This is a genomic window from Fibrobacter sp. UWT3 (assembly GCF_900230125.1).
In the GTDB taxonomy this organism is placed as follows: Bacteria; Fibrobacterota; Fibrobacteria; order Fibrobacterales; family Fibrobacteraceae; genus Fibrobacter.
In genome coordinates, this window is the sequence record NZ_OCSS01000002.1 from 516,358 (window position 1) to 532,444 (window position 16,087).

Sequence of the window (16,087 nt, forward strand, 5' to 3'; positions counted from 1 at the left end):
TTATGAAGAAATTGAAGGTTTTCGAAGGCTTTGCTGGATATGGTGGTGCATCATTTGCTTTAAAGCGAATGAAAGAATCTTATTCCGACTTTGATTATGATATTATTGGCTACTCTGAAATTGATTTACACGCGTCGGAATTGTATGATGCAAACCATAAGGATTCAAAGGGAAAATCTATAAAGAATTGGGGGGATATATCAAAAATTAATCCTAAAGACTTGCCTAATTTTGATTTGTTTACTGGGGGCTTCCCTTGCCAACCTTTTTCTTCGGCTGGAATGCAAAAAGGGACTGAGGATCCCTATGGACGAGGAGCGATGCTTGGCCATATTATCCGTATCTGCAAAATAAAGAAGCCTAAATATATTCTTTTGGAAAATGTCAAAGGTTTCACCGCAAGCAAGTTTAAATCGGTTCACGACCAGTTGATAAAGGATCTTATTAAAATGGGATATGGTACAACTGAACAAAATACTTTGGCTCAGGTTGTACTGAACTCCAAAGATTATGGAATTCCCCAAAATAGAGAAAGGTTATGGATGTTCGCGAAATTGGGTGGTATTCCTCAAAACTTTAACTTGGAGCCTCCCAAAGTAAAAAACGAACACAAAATGGCTGATTTTCTTGATTATAGGCCTTCAAAGGAATTGTATTTGTCAGATGCTCAGATTGAGCATCTTAAGGAGAAACACAAGGTGGATTCGTTTATTGTTGATACACCATTATGTTTTGATGTCTATAATAAAAAAATTAAGTTAGATGGCTATAGCATTACTATAACACAGCCAGAGCACAATAGTCTTCGAGTAATTGAAGTTCCCAAAGAAGATGGAAAAGAGATTGTGCGCAAAATGTCTGTGCATGAACAGTTTCGATTGATGGGTTTCCATATTTCTCGTGATAAGAAAAAAAGTGAAATTGATTTTGCTGGGCAATCCTATTGTCAGTTGTCAAAAAGAGCGGGAAATGGTTGGGATGTGAATCTTGTAGAAATTCTCATGAAACATATTTGGGAACAGCTGCTATGAGTGAAATCGATAAACAATTGGCTTTGGCTCAATGGCAAACTTGTGTTGAAATGGCGAATGCGGTAAGCCAAAGACGAGATGCAACAAATAATCTTTTTGTTACACTTCATTTAGCAGTTGTTGGCGTGCTTATGGCTGTTTCTTCTTTTTCTGCTTTTGAGGTGTCAGTTATCTGTCTTTTGGGTATGGTTTTTTGTGTTACATGGATTTGCATTATAAATAATTTTAGAATATTGAATTCCCAAAAATTTCAGGTGATTACGGAGATGGAAAAAAAACTTCCGATTCAGCCAATGACAATTGAGTGGGAGGGTATTAAAAAGACCCGATATAAGTTGGGATCCTGTTTAGAACTAGTCTTACCTGTTGCGTTTGAATTTGCTTATGCAGTTTTTATGGTGGAACATCTTGTTTCAACTTAGGAGTACTTTGAGAATGCGAATGTATAACTTGTTTATAAGCCATTCATGGAATTATACGGATGCATACGATCGATTGGTAGGTTTGTTAGATTCTAGGCCTTATTTTACATATAAAAATTACTCTGTTCCAGAAGACAATCCAATCAATGATGTATTCTCCGATGCTTTGTTGGAGGCTGCGATAAAACGAAAGATGCAACTCTGTAGTTGTGTTATTATTCTTGCAGGAGTATACGCCACATATAGCAAATGGATTAATAAAGAAATTAGGCTTGCTCAGGAATTAGGAAAACCAATTATTGCTATTGAACCTTGGGGTGCTGAAAGAACATCTCAGGTTGTAAAAGAAGCTGCTGATGAAATTGTAGGATGGAATGTAGAATCTGTCATCGCAGCCATAAGAAGTTTCTCATGACGGCGTTGTTGCGTTAGGGATAGTGACCCCTTGGGGACAAGACTCGCGTAGCGAGGCTTGGTTCTAGGAGGCGAGCGGCAAGCGAAAGTGCAGGCGATTGCCCCTAGAATATAGCCCGACCCGGCCCTTCGGCAGGCTCAGGGACCTGGGCCGGGGAACGCCCAGATAGACGCCCATTGCGTGCGAAATGAAGTAATTTCTAACACAAACGGTTGCATTTTGGTTTGTTTTTATTTATTTTTAGTAAAAAAGAGGTGAGTGTATGGCTCAGACGACCTTTAGCATCAGGATGGACAGCGACCTTAAAAAGGACTTCGACAAGCTGTGCGAGGATTTTGGGATGTCAATGAGTACCGCCATAAATGTCTTTGCGCGGGCAGTCGTGCGCGAGCGCCGCATACCGTTCGATGTCGCCTCGGCCGATGCTCCGGCGTATGCCGCAGACAGGCGTGTGTTCTATAACGCGAACCCGGTTGCGAGTCGCATGCTCCGGACCATGCAGCAACTTTCCGCCGATGCCGAGAAGGCCGGCTCCGCAGGCATGACGCTCGACGAAATAAACGCCGAGATCGCCGCAGCCAGGAGCGGGAAGTAACGCGCGGGTGTTGACTTCCTGCTGGCCTCTTTGTATATTTAACCCTGTATTACGACAATCCCTGCGACAGTCGGCATAGGCCTTGCGGCCCGTACGTGCATCCGCGGTGGGGTTCATCAACCTTCTTGTTGATGTTGTTGGATAAAAGCATCCCGAAACATAACAAACCCTAATTGCGCCTGCAGTGCAGATGCAATTAAAACCGTTTTTAACGTTCGCTCATGCCGAGCGGGCTAGAGGATTATTATGGCAAGAAAAACTAAAAATACCGAAATTGTTGCGGCCAGTCCACTTGTCGCAACAGGTGTAGAGAAAATGATTTTGGTCATCCGCGATAAGCAGGTTTTGCTAGACCGCGATTTGGCGACACTCTATGGGGTCGCGACGAAAGTGCTGAACCAGGCTGTCAAGCGAAACGCCGAAAGATTCCCTGAAAGGTACTGTTTCCAGTTAAGACCCCAGGAGTACATGTTTTTGAGGTCACAATCGGGGATGCGGACAATAATTTAGACAGATTGTTTGTCCAAATATAGTTTCCGGTAATCCGCTGGGCTCATTCCGTTGAGCCCGACCTTTATCCGTTTCGTGCAAAACCATTCCAGATATTTTTCAAGCTCGGCCTTGAACTCTTCCTTGTCGACTTTTCTCCAATTTCTGCTGTAGAAGAACTCGTTCTTGAGTATACCGAAAAAGCCCTCGCAGGCGGCATTGTCGGGAGTGTAGCCCTTCCTTGACATGGAGCGAGTCAAGCCGTACTTCTTCATCCTCTCGATCCATCCAGGCCATCTGTAATGGCTCCCTCGGTCTGTATGGATAATCGGGGCTTCGCCCTCGTGGAGTGTCGCGACGGCCTTGTCCAGCATCTCGTCGACAAGGGTCGCATTAGGGGACTCCCCGATTGTCCAGCACACTGGTGCCCCGTCGAAGCAGTCGATAATCGGTGATAGGTACACTTTGCCGTCGTGTAGAGGAAATTCCGTTATGTCCGTCAGCCATTTTTGATTGGGTGCATCGGCGTGAAAATTGCGATTGAGAATATTGGGAACGGCGGGTGTGATCTCGCCTTTATACGAACTATATTTCAGTTTTTTGGGTTTGTAGACGATGAGGTTGCCGAGTTTCATTGCGCGTCTGACAACCTTCTCGGAAACTTTCTTTCCGGTTTTTGAAAGTTCGCTGTGGATTCTTCTGTAGCCGTAAGTTTTGTTGGACTCGTCGAATATTGGGACAAGTTCTTTTAGCAACTGAAGGTCCTTATTGTTCCGGTCATTCAGGTGTTTTACGTTGTAGTAATAGACGCTTCGGGACATTCCCAATGCAAGTAGGATATCCCTTAATTTGTAGCGGTTGCGTAAGGCGTTGACAAGCTGTGTTTTTTCCCTGTTGCGAAGGGCAGACAAGTCAACGCCTGGGTCTTTTTTTATTATGTTCAGCGTCTCCTTCAATATGTCAACTTCTAGCTGGAGACTTCGGATTTTCTCGTTCAGCGCCTTCGCGTCTTCGGAAGAAAGATCCTTTTCCTTCTCCGGTTTCCGCTTCGTTGGTCTTGGTTTGTTCTGCAGTCCCATAAGTCCGTATTTTTTATAGTCCTGATACCAATAATAGATACTTGCGTACGTATATCCAATATCTTTGGCGACAGAAATCATAGGTTCGCCCATTTCGTAGCATCTGCGGATGGCCTCTAGCTTAACATTGAAAGGAGCGTGTGGCGGATGTTCTGGAGTGTTTATAATCCTATGGTGTTTTCTTTCCTGATGCGGTTGGCCTTCCTTTTTTATCCACTTGTACAACTGTTTTGTCGATGGATATCCGAGTTTTCGAACGACCTTTGTTGCCGACTTTAAATCATGAAATGTTTCCAAAGCCTTGGCGATTTGATCTTCGGTAAAATGCATGATGCGTCCTCTAGTTGTGTCCAACTATTCGTCCGCATCCCCATCTGTGACCTCAAAAAAGGAAACTAGGGGAGGACGTCAGTATCTGCCCTATGTATTTACGGAACAAGGAATTGCTATGCTTTCTGCAGTCCTTCGAAGTGAAACTGCCGTTCGAGTGAGCATTGCAATTATGGATGCTTTTGTCGCAATGCGTCGCTATATGCTTGAAAATGGCGATGTTTCCAGCCGTCTTGTGCGTGTGGAAGGCAAGGAAATTGAGCAAGATCGTCGGCTTCTTGAACATGACCATAAAATAGACTCGCTTTTCGAGGCCATGGACCGCAGGGAATCCGACTTAAAAAAAGTCATGGAAAACATCATCGACCCGAGTACCTATAGGCACTTCCTGATTCTGAACGGTCAGAAATTGGAGGCGGACGTCGCTTACGCGCAGATTTACGGCATGGCGAAGAAATCGGTGCTGATTGTAGATAACTATGAACCAAATAAAGGAGAATTACTGTGAAGAAAAAAGCAGAGAACGAGAAAGAACTTGAGTTGCCTAAGGAACTCTTGGAATCAATAGCTGGGCTTAATGAACTTATGAGCCAGCATCAGGATCAAGCCGCCGCAATGATGTACAGATTGATGTTCCGCCATGAACGGAATCTCCATGTACTAGACCACTATTCAGATGTTGTACTTGGAGGCGTTTCTGGCATGGGTAGCGAGTTCGCGAAAGAGGATTACAGGAATTTCTTGCAATACCTGTCGTATGTTATTCCTAGCGAATATGCTCCGCATAAGGAAATGTACGAAGAAGAGCTCAGAATCGCCGAAGATGATGATGAGTGAACAGCGTGTATTACAATTTGTATTGTAATGTGTATTGACAAGTGTATATACATTTTCTACAATAGGGAGGGTGCGTAATAACTGTAAGGAGAGCTCATGAAGACGAAGTGCAAAAAGCGCGAGAAGATTAAGCTGCCCAAGGGGTTCAAGCTGGTTGACGATTTCTTGTCTAAAGAGGAGATTGAAGCGCTTGAAAACGACACCTCGATGAGAGATCCGATGGTTATCACCGGCGGTCATGAGTCGGAGACGCTGGAGGAATCCATTGCACGCATCAGCCGCGCCATTGCCGAGGCCAAGGAAGAAAAGAAGATGTATTCCATAAGGCTCAAGGTCAAGACGGTGGAATCGATCAAACGCAAGGCCGCCGCCGTGGGCATCCCCTACCAGACTTACGTGAACGTGGTGCTCGACAACGCTGCTTCCGCCTAATTTTTCTATATTTCCGTGCGTTTAAGGCCGTGCCTTAAGAACCATTTGACACAAGAAAAGGAACGCTATGCCAGCTTTTGATCCGAATGCGAAAAAGATGCTGATTTCGGGAAACGAGGCCATCTCGCTTTCCATGCGCCACTGCAACGTGCAGTTTGCCGCAGGCTACCCGGGAACCCCCTCTACCGAAATCCTCGAGGACTATTCTGAACTCGGCGGGTATGCCCAGTGGGCCCCGAACGAGAAGGTCGCCGCCGAAGTGGCCCTGGGTGCAGCCTTTGGCCATGCCCGCAGCGTGGTCACCATGAAGATGGTGGGCCTCAACGTGGCAAGCGACGTGCTCTACACCGCGACCTACACGGGCGTGGATGGCGGCATGGTTTGGATCGTTGCCGACGACCCGGGCCAGGGCAGTTCCCAGAACGAACAGGATACCCGCAACCACGCGAAGGCGTCCGTTTGCCCGATGTTCGAGCCCAGCAACTCGCAGGAAGCCTACGACTTCTTCCGCATCGCCATGCAGACCAGCGAAAAGTTCAAGATTCCGGTAATCCTCCGCATGACGACCCGCGTGGACCACTCCAAGTCCATCGTCGTCCCGAAGGAAGAACTCCCGGCGATGGTGCCGAACTTCGAACGCAACATCGCCCAGCACGTGATGGTGCCCGGCTTCAGTAAGCCCGCGGGCCGCAAGCTCCGCGCCAAGATGGACGAGATGGAAGCCTGGAACGTGGCCGAAGGCCCGAACAAGGTGGAAATGCGCAGCGCCGACATGGGCATTATCACGAGCGGCATCAGATACCACCATGTGCGTGAAGCCGCCCCGGAAGCAAGCATCCTCAAGCTCGGTATGACGTACCCGCTGCCGATGCAGCTCATCAAGGATTTCGCGAAGAAGTTTGAAGGCAAGCGCCTGCTCGTGATCGAAGAGAACGACCCGTGGCTCGCCGAGAACATCAAGGCCGCGGGCATCCAGTGCGAAAGCAAGTACGACCCGATTTTCCGCTTCGGCGAACTTGACGTGAACCGCGTGCGCCGCATTATCGCTGGCGACAAGAATCCGGACCCGGTTCCGGTGAAGGGCAAGCCGCCTATGCTCTGCCCGGGCTGCCCGCACCGCAGCTCCTTCGCGGTTCTCAAGGAACTCGACTGCATCGTCTCCGGCGACATCGGTTGCTACACGCTCGCCGCTCTCCCGCCTATCAGCGCGATGGACTACATGATTGACATGGGTGCCGCTATCGGCATGGGTATTGGCCTGCGCAACGTGCTCCCGCGCGAACAGGCCAAGAAGGTCGTCTCCGTGATTGGCGACTCCACCTTCGTGCACAGTGGCATCACCGGCCTCGTGGAAGCGGGCTACAACCGCCCCGACACCGGCCATGTGGTCGTCATCCTCGACAACAGCATCACCGCCATGACGGGCCAGCAGGAACACCCGGGTACGGGTCGCCATCTGGACCACAGCCCGGCCTACAAGCTGGACTACGGCGCCATCGCGAAGACTGCCGGTTTCGACAACGTGTACGAAGTGAACCAGGTCAAGGAACCCGAGAAGTTCAAGGAACTCGTGAAGGAAGCTCTCGAGAAGGACGAGCTCACGCTCATCGTGGCGAAGAGCCCCTGCATTCTTGCCCTCAAGAGCATCCTCGCCTGGGACAAGGCCAACAAGGAAAAGGCGGAAAAGGCTCTCGCCGAGTCCGAAGCCGCCGCCAAGAAGAACGGCAACTTTTAAGGAGAAGTTTTTATGAGCGTAGTTAACGTGAAATTTGCCGGCCTCGGTGGCACAGGCGTTATCAAGGCGAGCGACGTGATGGCGGAACTCGTGTTCGAACAGGGTTACGACGTGAAGAAGGCCGAAGTGCACGGCATGAGCCAGCGCGGCGGTTCCATCGCAAGCGACGTCCGCTTCGCGAAGGGCGAAGAGGTGCAGTCCCCGATGATCCCGACGGGCGAAGCCGACTACCTGGTGGTATTCGACGAGACGCAGGTCGTGGTGAACGAAGCCTTCCTCAAGCAGGGCGGCGTGCTCCTCACTCCGGCTGACATCGACGTCTCTAAACTCGAAAACGTGAAGGCCCTGAACGTCGCGATGCTCGGCAAGCTGAGCAAGCACTTCGACTTCACTGTCGAACAGTGGACTGTCGCTTTGAACAAGCTCTTCGCCGAAAAGTTCCACGAAGGGAACAAGAAAGCGTTCATGCTTGGCCGCGAAGGGTAATGGTGTCATCCTGAGCGAAGTCGAAGGATCTAAAGACATTTTACACATTGTCGCCCCGGACTCGTTCCGGGGTTGTTTTTTGGAATTAGCCCGTTTTTGACCCCTAAATATTTGTAATTTGTAATCATGGCACGGTTTTTGCAGTATATACTGCGCGCGCTGAAAAGTGCGCTGTACCGCGGTTCTCGGTGTATGCCCGGACCGCGTTATGCCGTTGTGCCTGTGGCGCTGTGCGTGGCCCTGTTCATGGGCTGCGAAGAAATCGAAGAAGAAAAGCCGTGGATCCACGTGGACCGTCCGCAGATGCTGTTCACCGACACGACGCTTTTGGACTGCTACGACAAGGACGTTCTCTCGTGGAAATTGAAGACCGCGTATCTGGAACGCTGGTCCGACAAGGAGGTGGTGTTCATGCGTCCGGTGCTCGTAGATATCTACGATTCCGTGGGCGAACGCGTTGCCTTCTTGCGTGCGGACTCGGGCCGCATGGATATGCATTTTACCTACGTGTATGCCTACGGGCACGTGTACGCGCTGACCCCGAAGGGGGCGTCGGTGCGTGCGGATTCGCTTTTGTGGAACAAGCGCGACAACATGGTGCGTACCGACAGCTACGTGCGCGTGGTTTCCGAAGATGGCGACGTGCTGCAGGGCAAGGGATTCGAGAGCGACGCGCGTATGGACAACTGGCGCATTCTCTCGAACGTGACGGGTATATTCCAGGATGCGGCGAAGCGCATGAAGGAAGAGGACAAGAAGCAGGCGGAAGAACTCGAGAAGAAGCCCGATTCTACGGCGGCGCCTGCCGTGGCGCACCCGCCTCCGGTCGCTAAAACTGCGCCGGCTAAAACTGCGCCGGCTAAAACTGCGCCGCCACAGCCCGCGAAAGTCGCTCCGGCTAGTGCACCGCCGGTAAGGACTGCGCCTAATGCCGCGCCTCCCGCAGATTCCGCGCATTCCGGCAAGAAGGGTCGCTTCAAGTCGATTGCACGCCGGGGTGTTTCCGAGAGAATTACGGAAGATGCTGCCGCGATGCCTGCACCTCAAGAAGAACCTGCCGCAGACCCGAATGGGGGAACGCGCCCGCGGGCAAAGAGGCGCGAATGATGCAGGCGTTTGGACAACGTTGTCTTGAACTGCGGGGGCGTCGCTACCCGCGGGCCTGCCTGCGGGTTTTCGCCATCCTGCTTGCACTTGCATTGCTCCTCCCGGTAGGTGCGTTCGCGCAGTCGTCCCCGCTTATCATGAAGCATGCGGATAACCTTTCCGTCGCGCGCAAGCGGGGTTCCCTGTTGCTGGAGGGCCGCGTGTTCTTTGTGCACGATAGCGTGCAGTTCCGCACCCAGCGCGCCACCTGGAACAAGGATGCGGAAGTTGTGAACTGCGACGGCGGTTTTTTGTTCACGCACCCCTCGGGCTTTATCCAGGCGAAGAGCGGCATGTACCGCAAAAAGCAGAGCCTTGCCACCGCGATGGGCGATGTAGTCGCGGGTGACTCCGCAAGCTCGTACAGGTTTACGGGTGACTTTTTGGAATACGACCGCGAGAACGAAATCCTCACGATGCCGCAGAAGCCCAAGCTGTACCAGTACGAAAAACGCAAGGACGGCGGTACGGACACGCTCACCATCGGGGCGAACAAGATTATCTACAATAAGAAGGCCTCCTTTGCCGAGGCGTACAAGAACGTGAAGGTGACGCAGAGCGACATGGTGGTCACTTGCGATACGGGCTATTTTGACCGCGCGAACAGCTGGCTTTCGCTGAAGGGCAACCCTACGTTCGACATGAAGAACTACCACCTCACGGGCGATTCCATCTACCTCACGATTGACGAGAACAAGAAGACCCTCACCTCGGCGCTCGTGATAAGGAACGCGCACGGCATCTCGAAGGAAGACCCGAAGAAGAACGCTCCCGGCAACGTGACGGAAGCGTTCGGCGATACGCTGTTCTGCGAGTTCAAGGACAACAAGATTGAGCGCCTGTACGTGAACCTGAACGCGAAGGGATTCTTTTACGAGACGGACCTGCCCGACTACAGGAACCTGATGGACGGAAACCGCCTCGACATGTATTTCAAGAAGGGCAAGATGGACCACGCCGTCGTTTCGGGCAAGGCGCAGAGCACCTACTTCTACGTGAAGAAGGACCGCACGGTCTCGGGCAAGAACGAGGCGGCGGGCGATACCATCAACATCGTGTTCGACCCGCTCAAGAATGCGGTAAAGACGCTCAGGCTGCTTGGCCGCAGTACCATCGCGAGCGGGCGCTACGTGGACCTCGAAAAGGAACAGCGCGAGAAGGCCGCGAAGGAAAAGGCACTCAGGGATTCGCTTGCGGCTGCCGGCGTCTCCGATACGACCGGCTTGACAAAATTGCGTGGTGGCAACGATAAGAAGGAGCGCCGCAAGCCGAGTGCGATCAGGCCCTCGATGAACAAGATGATAAAACGCGCGAAGGAAACCAAAAGGAAGGAGGAAGAATCTCCATGAAAAGCTTGGTAAGTACAATCCGTACGGACAAACTCCGCAAGGTCTACGGCGGTCGCCAGGTGGTGAGCGACGTGTCTATCAGCGTTTCGCAGGGCGAAATCGTCGGGCTTCTCGGGCCCAACGGTGCCGGCAAGACAACTTCCTTTTACATGATTGTGGGCATGGTGCGCCCCGATTCGGGCCACATATTCCTCGACGATATCGAGATGACGGACAAGCCCATGTACAAGCGCGCCCGCCTCGGGGTGGGCTACCTCCCGCAGGAGGCTTCCATTTTCCGCAAGCTTTCCGTTGAAGACAACATAATGGCTATTCTTGAGACGCAGGGCCTCAAGCGCCGCGAGCGCAAGATGCGCCTGGAACAGCTGCTCGAGGAATTCAAGATTACGCATATCCGCAAGACGAAATCCATGAGCTGCTCGGGTGGCGAACGCCGCCGCCTCGAGATTGCGCGTGCGCTCGCGAGCGACCCCTCGTTCCTTTTGCTTGACGAACCTTTCGCGGGTATCGACCCGATTGCCGTTGCCGACATCCAGTCCATCATTTCGGGGCTCAAGGACCGCGGCATGGGCATCCTCATTACCGACCATAACGTGCGCGAGACGCTTTCCATTACCGACCGTGCCTACATTATGTACAAGAGCCAGGTGCTGACCGAGGGTTCGTCCGAATACTTGGCGAACGACCCGGAAGCGCGCCGTATATACCTGGGCGACAGTTTCCGCCTGGACTAGGAGTTTTGATGAACTTAGGCATGCAAATAGGACAGTCCCAGCGACTCGAGCAGAACATCTCGCCACAGATGTTGCAGGCGGCTGCTATTCTGCAGAAGACTTCGCAGGAACTGGATATCGCCATCAACGAGGAACTTTCGGCAAATCCGCTCCTTGAAATGGACGATGAGGTGCCCGAGGATACGGGTGCCGAAGAGAGTGCGGACGATTCGGGCGACGACGGTGAAATTCGCGAGATGGATTTTGAGAGCGGAACGCTTGAGGATACCGCCGACCACGATTACGACATTTCGGACAACGTTATCGATACCGACATGGAGCGCCGCCTGACTGACGGGTCCTATGACGAGGACGCTCCGTTCAAGGATTTAAACGCGCCTTCCAAGGATGCCTCGGACGAGTGGGACCGCCCGCAGAAGGACCGCGACAAGAGCCTGCAGGATAACCTCCGCGACCAGTTGCGCGACTGGAACGGCAATTCGCTATTGGTGGAGCAACTCAAGGACGAGGGCTGCTCCGAGGAACACTTCCGCACGCTGGTGCAGTACCTTATCGATAGCCTCGACGAGGACGGTTTTTTGCAGGGTGCGCCCGACGAAGTGATGATGAAGATGGCCGCCGATAGGGGCGAGGACAAGTTTATTGTGGAGATGGAACGCGTAATCCGCGACGAGATTCCGCTGGAAAGCGCGAGCATGCCCGTGGCGGAGGCTTTCCACGTGCTGCAGGGGTTCACTCCCCGCGGTATCGGAGCCCGCGGGATGCAGGAATCCTTCATTATCCAGGCGCAGTACATTGAGGGCTTCCCGGAACTCACTCTCCGTATACTAAAAGAACATTTCGACGACCTGATGGAACTGCGCTACCCGAAGATTGCGAAGGCGCTCTCCGTCCCGGTCGATGACGTGCAGAAGGCCGTCCGGTATATTTCGAAGCTTACGCCGCACCCGGGCAGGCTCATCTCCAACGCGCCCACGCAGATAAAGCAGGTGGACCTGCGCGTGGAACGCAAGGGTGGCAGGTTCGAGGTGGAATGCACGCAGGATTCCTGGAAGAAGGTCAAGCGCCTTCACGTAAACAAGCTGTATGCCGACATGCTCACCGACGGTTCCAAGCTCGACAAGGAAACGCGCGAGTACATCCAGAACAACAAGCGCAAGGCGGAAGAGTTTATCAGTGCGGCAAACAACAGGTTCTCTACCATGGAACTCGTGATGAGGGCCATCGTGAAGCGGCAGCCTGCATTCTTCAAGAACGGCCCCGCATTTTTAAAGCCGATGGTGCTGCAAGATATCGCGAGCGAGGTGAAGCGCGACCTTTCGACGATTAGCCGCGTGACTAACGGCAAGTACGTGGAGACCCCCTTCGGGATATTCGAGCTCAAGGACTTCTTTACCTCGGGCGTGCGCCAGCAGGGCAAGCGCGCGGGCGTGCAGCCTGCCGCCGAGGATGCTCCGCTGGGCCCGGCCGTGAACGCCGGGGAAGAGGGTGACGAGGATGTCGTCGGCTCGGCCCGGATCCTCGAGGCCATCAAGGACCTGGTGGACGGCGAGAACAAGAAAAAGCCCCTCTCGGACCAGGCCATCGCCGACGCCCTGGCTGCCCAGGGCATCCAGGTGGCGCGCCGCACGGTGGCAAAATACCGCGAGGAACGCCTCAAGATACTCCCCGCCCGCCAGCGAAAGCTGCTCTAAAAAGCCGTTTTGGGGCAAATTTCGCCATTTTGGGGCCCTTATATTCCAATTCGGATTAATTATTCGTAAAAAAACTTTCATTTACTTGTTTTTTTCGGAAAAAAAGATGTATATACTCTAGATGCGAGGCGAACGGCCTTGCAAAAAATGCCATCTTTACTTACGGAGGTATCAATATGGATATTCAGTTTTCTGCTCGTCACTTCAACGCATCTGCAGGTCTCCAGGACCGTATTCAGGAAGAAATGGACAAGTTGGCCAAGTTCTACCCTAACATCACGAATGCTTCCGTAATCCTTGACCACGAAGTCGAACACCAGCGCCACTGCGAAATCACCGTGAACATTACCGGTTCCGTGGTCGTGGGCTCTGCCGACGAAGACAACATGGGCAAGGCGGTAGACGTGGCGCTCGAACGCGTGAAGGTCCAGCTGAAGAAGGCGAACGACAAGCAGAACGACCACCGCGCACAACCCGTTTCCAACCTGACGTAAGCCGTGTCTGAATCCAGGTTGAAAGACATCAAGATCCTGCACCGGGAAAAACTCTCGGTGCGGGACTTTTTTGCACATTTCGGAAAGGACCTGCAGCTCGCGCTCCATTCCCCGGAAGGCGACCTCGACACGAACATCGCCGAAAGCGGCATCCACCGCCCCGGTCTTGCGATGGCGGGCTACACGAAGGTCTACAGCTCCAAGCAGATCCAGGTGGTGGGCCATACGGAATGGAACTACCTCGAAAGCCTCGGGCCCGAGGGCCGCAAGAAGGTGTTCGAGAACCTCTCCGTTTTCCGTGCCCCGATGTGGGTGGTGACCCACGCGCAGATGCCGCATGCCGAACTCAAGGAGATGTGCTCCAAGCTGCATATCCCGCTGTTCTCCACCACGCTGCATACCTACGAGTTCAACAAGGTTGCCCAGAGGATTCTCGAGGAATTCTTTGCGCCGCACTCCATTATCCACGGGAGCCTCGTGGACGTGTACGGCATCGGCATGCTCTTTATTGGCGATAGCAACGTGGGCAAGTCGGAATGCGTGCTCGAACTCGTGGAAAGCGGGCACCGCATGGTTGCAGACGACGTTGTACACATCAGTCACGTGGGGAACGCGATTATCGGGCGCCCCGACCCGCTGATACGCCACCACATGGAAATCCGCGGCGTGGGCATTCTCGATATCCGCTCCATGTTCGGCATCCACGCCATCCGCAAGGTGAAGAAAATCGAGGTGATCGTTGAACTCCAGCCGTGGCAGCGCGACGTGCGGTACGAACGCACGGGCCTCAACGAGCAGGAGGAGGTCGTGATGGGGGTCCATATCCCGAAGATTGTGCTCCCCGTGGCGCCGGGCAAGAACCTTACCGTGATTTCCGAGGTTATCGCGATGAATTCGCTCATGAAGATGAACGGCCAGGACGTGGCCCGCGACTTCAACGAGGACCTGATGAAGAAAATCAAGGCGAAAGCGAAGGGCGAGTACACCGATGGCCTGCAAGAAATGGACATCGAACACTGGTCGCTCTACGAATAACCTTATAAATGCTATCTTTCCCGCCGATGAACCAGCTCCTGAAGACAATCAAGGCAAACCTGTTCCCCTTTATCGTGTTCATGATATTGGTGTTGGCGTGTGTTTTTGGATGGTACTTCTACCACCCCTCGAGCCCGTACCACGCGCGCTACAGCTTTGTGGTGAGCTACCAGGAAGTTGGAACGCTCTCGCCGGGTAACCGCGTGGTGGTTCGCGGTATCGCGAAGGGCCAGATCCTGAAGGTGGAACTGACCGACGATGCCGTGTTCGTGAAGGTGGAAGTGCTTGCCGATGCGAAGATTTCCAGGCATTCCGAGTTCAGGCTCATCAACGCGGGCCTTATGGGCGAACGCGAAATGAACATCTTGACTGCGGATGACAATGACTGGATTGCAGACGGCGATACCGTGCTGGGCGCCTATGACGACGGCATTGCGGGTGTCGGGATGGTGTTCTTGAACGCGATTGCCGACCTCGACACGATGAGGCAGATGGTGGTCGCCCTGAAGGATTCCCTTACGATCGGTACGTCGGGCAAGAAGATGGAACGAATCGTGAAGAAGGGCAAGAACCTGGTGCGTGCGGGAGAGAACCTGGTTACGGAGACGCGCAACGACGCGCAGGCGGTGCTCGACAAGGCCGAATCCACGCTCCAGAAGGTCCGCGGCGTGATTGACGATGCTGCCTCCAAGGGGGCGGTATCTGTCGAGAAGGGTTCTGCCATGCTTGCCCACGTAGATAGCGTGCTGGCCCAGGTGAAGGCCACCAAGGAAGAACTTGATGCGGTCGCCGCGAAAGTGGACAAGACCGACAATACGGCCGGGCTGGTCGTTACAGGCAAGGGAAAGTTGGTTCGGGAACTTGACCGGATTTCGCTTGACATAGACAAGTTGATTTCCGATATAAAAAAGAGCGGATTGAAACTAAATGTGGATATTTTTTAAAAAAAATTGTACCACTTTGTAAAAAAAAAGATATTTTCCGCATATAATGTGTATAACCGACTCTACGAAAGGAGCGTGCCATGAGTGAAAAGAAACCCGCTAAAATGAGTGATGCCGACCTGAAGTTCTTCGAGGAGATGCTCATCGAGAAACGTCGCCAGCTGGTGACGGCTCAGAGCGATTCTGAAAGGGCAAGTTCGTTCCAGGGCCAGAAGAACCAGGCGGGCGACGGTAGCGATTCCGACAGCGCCGACTCCGCGACGGACTACAACACGCTCGAGACCACGTTCTCGCTCGCGGCCCGCGAAGGCAAGTACCTTGTGTACTTGGAAGAGGCGTTGAAGCGCATTCACGACGGTACGTTCGGCGTGTGCAAGGTCTGCAAGAAGCTTATCCCGAAGGCCCGCCTCATGGCAGTGCCGACTGCCACCAAGTGCGTGAACTGCAAGGAAGAGACGAAGAAGAAGGAACAGGAAAACAACCGTATGGAAATGGCCCGACTCTTCGCCGAAGCGCAGCGCAAGGAAATGCAGAAGAGGGCCGCTGGAAGGTAGTTGCTGGCCGATTGCGCGGAAAAAAATGCGCGGCTTATGAATGTCATCCCCGGCTCCGGCCGGGGATCTTTTTGTTTATAGCGGTTTTTTGGAAAAAAGCAGACCAAATGGGTGGAAGGCGCACGTTTAGTCTGCTGTTTTATAGTTTATATGTAAACGAATGCCCCGAAAATGGTGGTTGTGGGGGCAAAAAGGGGCTGAAAATGGCGGATACCCCTCTTTTGAGGCTCAAAATCGTTTAATTTGTTTGAAAAATGACAGACTAAATGTTGTGTTTGGGGGTATT

At 52.7% G+C, this 16,087-nt stretch carries 18 protein-coding genes and 1 pseudogene; 18 read left to right on the forward strand and 1 reads right to left on the reverse strand.

Features of this window, described 5'->3' with window-relative positions:
• Positions 1 to 2: 2 nt before the first annotated feature.
• The 5 genes and pseudogenes from CRO08_RS09895 to CRO08_RS17160 all read left to right on the forward strand — a co-directional run.
• Entirely contained in the window at positions 3 to 1,031 is a 1,029-nt protein-coding gene (locus CRO08_RS09895; RefSeq protein WP_176495119.1) for a DNA cytosine methyltransferase, read from the forward strand.
• Complete coding sequence (locus CRO08_RS09900; protein WP_097036061.1) at positions 1,028 to 1,453, forward strand: hypothetical protein; 426 nt, start codon at positions 1,028 to 1,030, stop codon at positions 1,451 to 1,453. The genes CRO08_RS09895 and CRO08_RS09900 overlap by 4 nt, the downstream gene beginning before the upstream one ends.
• A 13-nt stretch (positions 1,454 to 1,466) precedes the next feature.
• On the forward strand, positions 1,467 to 1,868 hold the full coding sequence (locus CRO08_RS09905) for a TIR domain-containing protein (RefSeq protein WP_097036062.1): 402 nt from the start codon (positions 1,467 to 1,469) through the stop codon (positions 1,866 to 1,868).
• Between the two features lie 262 nt (positions 1,869 to 2,130).
• Positions 2,131 to 2,463 (forward strand): type II toxin-antitoxin system RelB/DinJ family antitoxin, encoded by a 333-nt coding sequence (locus tag CRO08_RS09910; protein ID WP_073114134.1) that lies wholly within the window; start codon positions 2,131 to 2,133, stop codon positions 2,461 to 2,463.
• Positions 2,464 to 2,709: 246 nt separating this feature from the next.
• Positions 2,710 to 2,949 (forward strand): annotated as a pseudogene (locus CRO08_RS17160) (ORF6N domain-containing protein); the annotation flags it as partial.
• Between the two features lie 20 nt (positions 2,950 to 2,969).
• Here the strand turns inward: CRO08_RS17160 and CRO08_RS09920 are convergent.
• Positions 2,970 to 4,361 (reverse strand): IS3 family transposase, encoded by a 1,392-nt coding sequence (locus CRO08_RS09920; RefSeq protein WP_097035733.1) that lies wholly within the window; start codon positions 4,359 to 4,361, stop codon positions 2,970 to 2,972.
• A 118-nt stretch (positions 4,362 to 4,479) separates the two neighbouring features.
• On the opposite strand from CRO08_RS09920, the gene CRO08_RS09925 reads away from it, so the two are divergent.
• The 13 genes from CRO08_RS09925 to CRO08_RS09985 all read left to right on the forward strand — a co-directional run bounded on the left by CRO08_RS09925 (position 4,480) and on the right by CRO08_RS09985 (position 15,801).
• Positions 4,480 to 4,869 (forward strand): hypothetical protein, encoded by a 390-nt coding sequence (locus CRO08_RS09925; protein WP_097036063.1) that lies wholly within the window; start codon positions 4,480 to 4,482, stop codon positions 4,867 to 4,869.
• A complete protein-coding gene (locus CRO08_RS09930) occupies positions 4,866 to 5,198 on the forward strand; it encodes a hypothetical protein (protein WP_097036064.1) in 333 nt (110 codons plus the stop codon). The genes CRO08_RS09925 and CRO08_RS09930 overlap by 4 nt, the downstream gene beginning before the upstream one ends.
• A gap of 96 nt (positions 5,199 to 5,294) precedes the next feature.
• Positions 5,295 to 5,630: a hypothetical protein gene (locus tag CRO08_RS09935; protein ID WP_097036065.1), complete on the forward strand. Its 336-nt coding sequence runs from the start codon at positions 5,295 to 5,297 to the stop codon at positions 5,628 to 5,630.
• 67 nt (positions 5,631 to 5,697) lie between these two features.
• Complete coding sequence (locus tag CRO08_RS09940) at positions 5,698 to 7,365, forward strand: thiamine pyrophosphate-dependent enzyme (protein ID WP_097036066.1); 1,668 nt, start codon at positions 5,698 to 5,700, stop codon at positions 7,363 to 7,365.
• A 12-nt stretch (positions 7,366 to 7,377) separates the two neighbouring features.
• Positions 7,378 to 7,851 (forward strand): 2-oxoacid:acceptor oxidoreductase family protein, encoded by a 474-nt coding sequence (locus CRO08_RS09945; protein WP_097036067.1) that lies wholly within the window; start codon positions 7,378 to 7,380, stop codon positions 7,849 to 7,851.
• A 126-nt stretch (positions 7,852 to 7,977) separates the two neighbouring features.
• Positions 7,978 to 8,958 (forward strand): LPS export ABC transporter periplasmic protein LptC, encoded by a 981-nt coding sequence (gene lptC / locus CRO08_RS09950; protein WP_097036068.1) that lies wholly within the window; start codon positions 7,978 to 7,980, stop codon positions 8,956 to 8,958.
• The gene (locus tag CRO08_RS09955; protein WP_141398318.1) at positions 8,955 to 10,346 is read left to right on the forward strand and encodes a hypothetical protein; all 1,392 of its coding nucleotides are present in this window, start codon (positions 8,955 to 8,957) and stop codon (positions 10,344 to 10,346) included. Before lptC ends, CRO08_RS09955 begins: the two co-directional genes overlap by 4 nt.
• On the forward strand, positions 10,343 to 11,080 hold the full coding sequence (lptB, locus tag CRO08_RS09960) for an LPS export ABC transporter ATP-binding protein (RefSeq protein ID WP_072807647.1): 738 nt from the start codon (positions 10,343 to 10,345) through the stop codon (positions 11,078 to 11,080). Before CRO08_RS09955 ends, lptB begins: the two co-directional genes overlap by 4 nt.
• 8 nt (positions 11,081 to 11,088) lie before the next feature.
• On the forward strand, positions 11,089 to 12,774 hold the full coding sequence (gene rpoN, locus CRO08_RS09965) for an RNA polymerase factor sigma-54 (protein ID WP_097036070.1): 1,686 nt from the start codon (positions 11,089 to 11,091) through the stop codon (positions 12,772 to 12,774).
• 176 nt (positions 12,775 to 12,950) lie between these two features.
• Positions 12,951 to 13,268 carry a ribosome-associated translation inhibitor RaiA gene (gene raiA, locus CRO08_RS09970; RefSeq protein ID WP_072807649.1) on the forward strand — a complete coding sequence of 106 codons (318 nt, stop codon included), beginning with the start codon at positions 12,951 to 12,953 and terminating at the stop codon, positions 13,266 to 13,268.
• Between the two features lie 3 nt (positions 13,269 to 13,271).
• Positions 13,272 to 14,303, forward strand: a complete 1,032-nt coding sequence (gene hprK / locus CRO08_RS09975) for an HPr(Ser) kinase/phosphatase (protein ID WP_097036071.1) — start codon at positions 13,272 to 13,274, stop codon at positions 14,301 to 14,303.
• Between the two features lie 26 nt (positions 14,304 to 14,329).
• On the forward strand, positions 14,330 to 15,247 hold the full coding sequence (locus CRO08_RS09980; protein WP_176495120.1) for an MlaD family protein: 918 nt from the start codon (positions 14,330 to 14,332) through the stop codon (positions 15,245 to 15,247).
• A gap of 80 nt (positions 15,248 to 15,327) precedes the next feature.
• Entirely contained in the window at positions 15,328 to 15,801 is a 474-nt protein-coding gene (locus tag CRO08_RS09985; RefSeq protein ID WP_072807652.1) for a TraR/DksA C4-type zinc finger protein, read from the forward strand.
• The last annotated feature ends 286 nt before the right edge of the window (positions 15,802 to 16,087 follow it).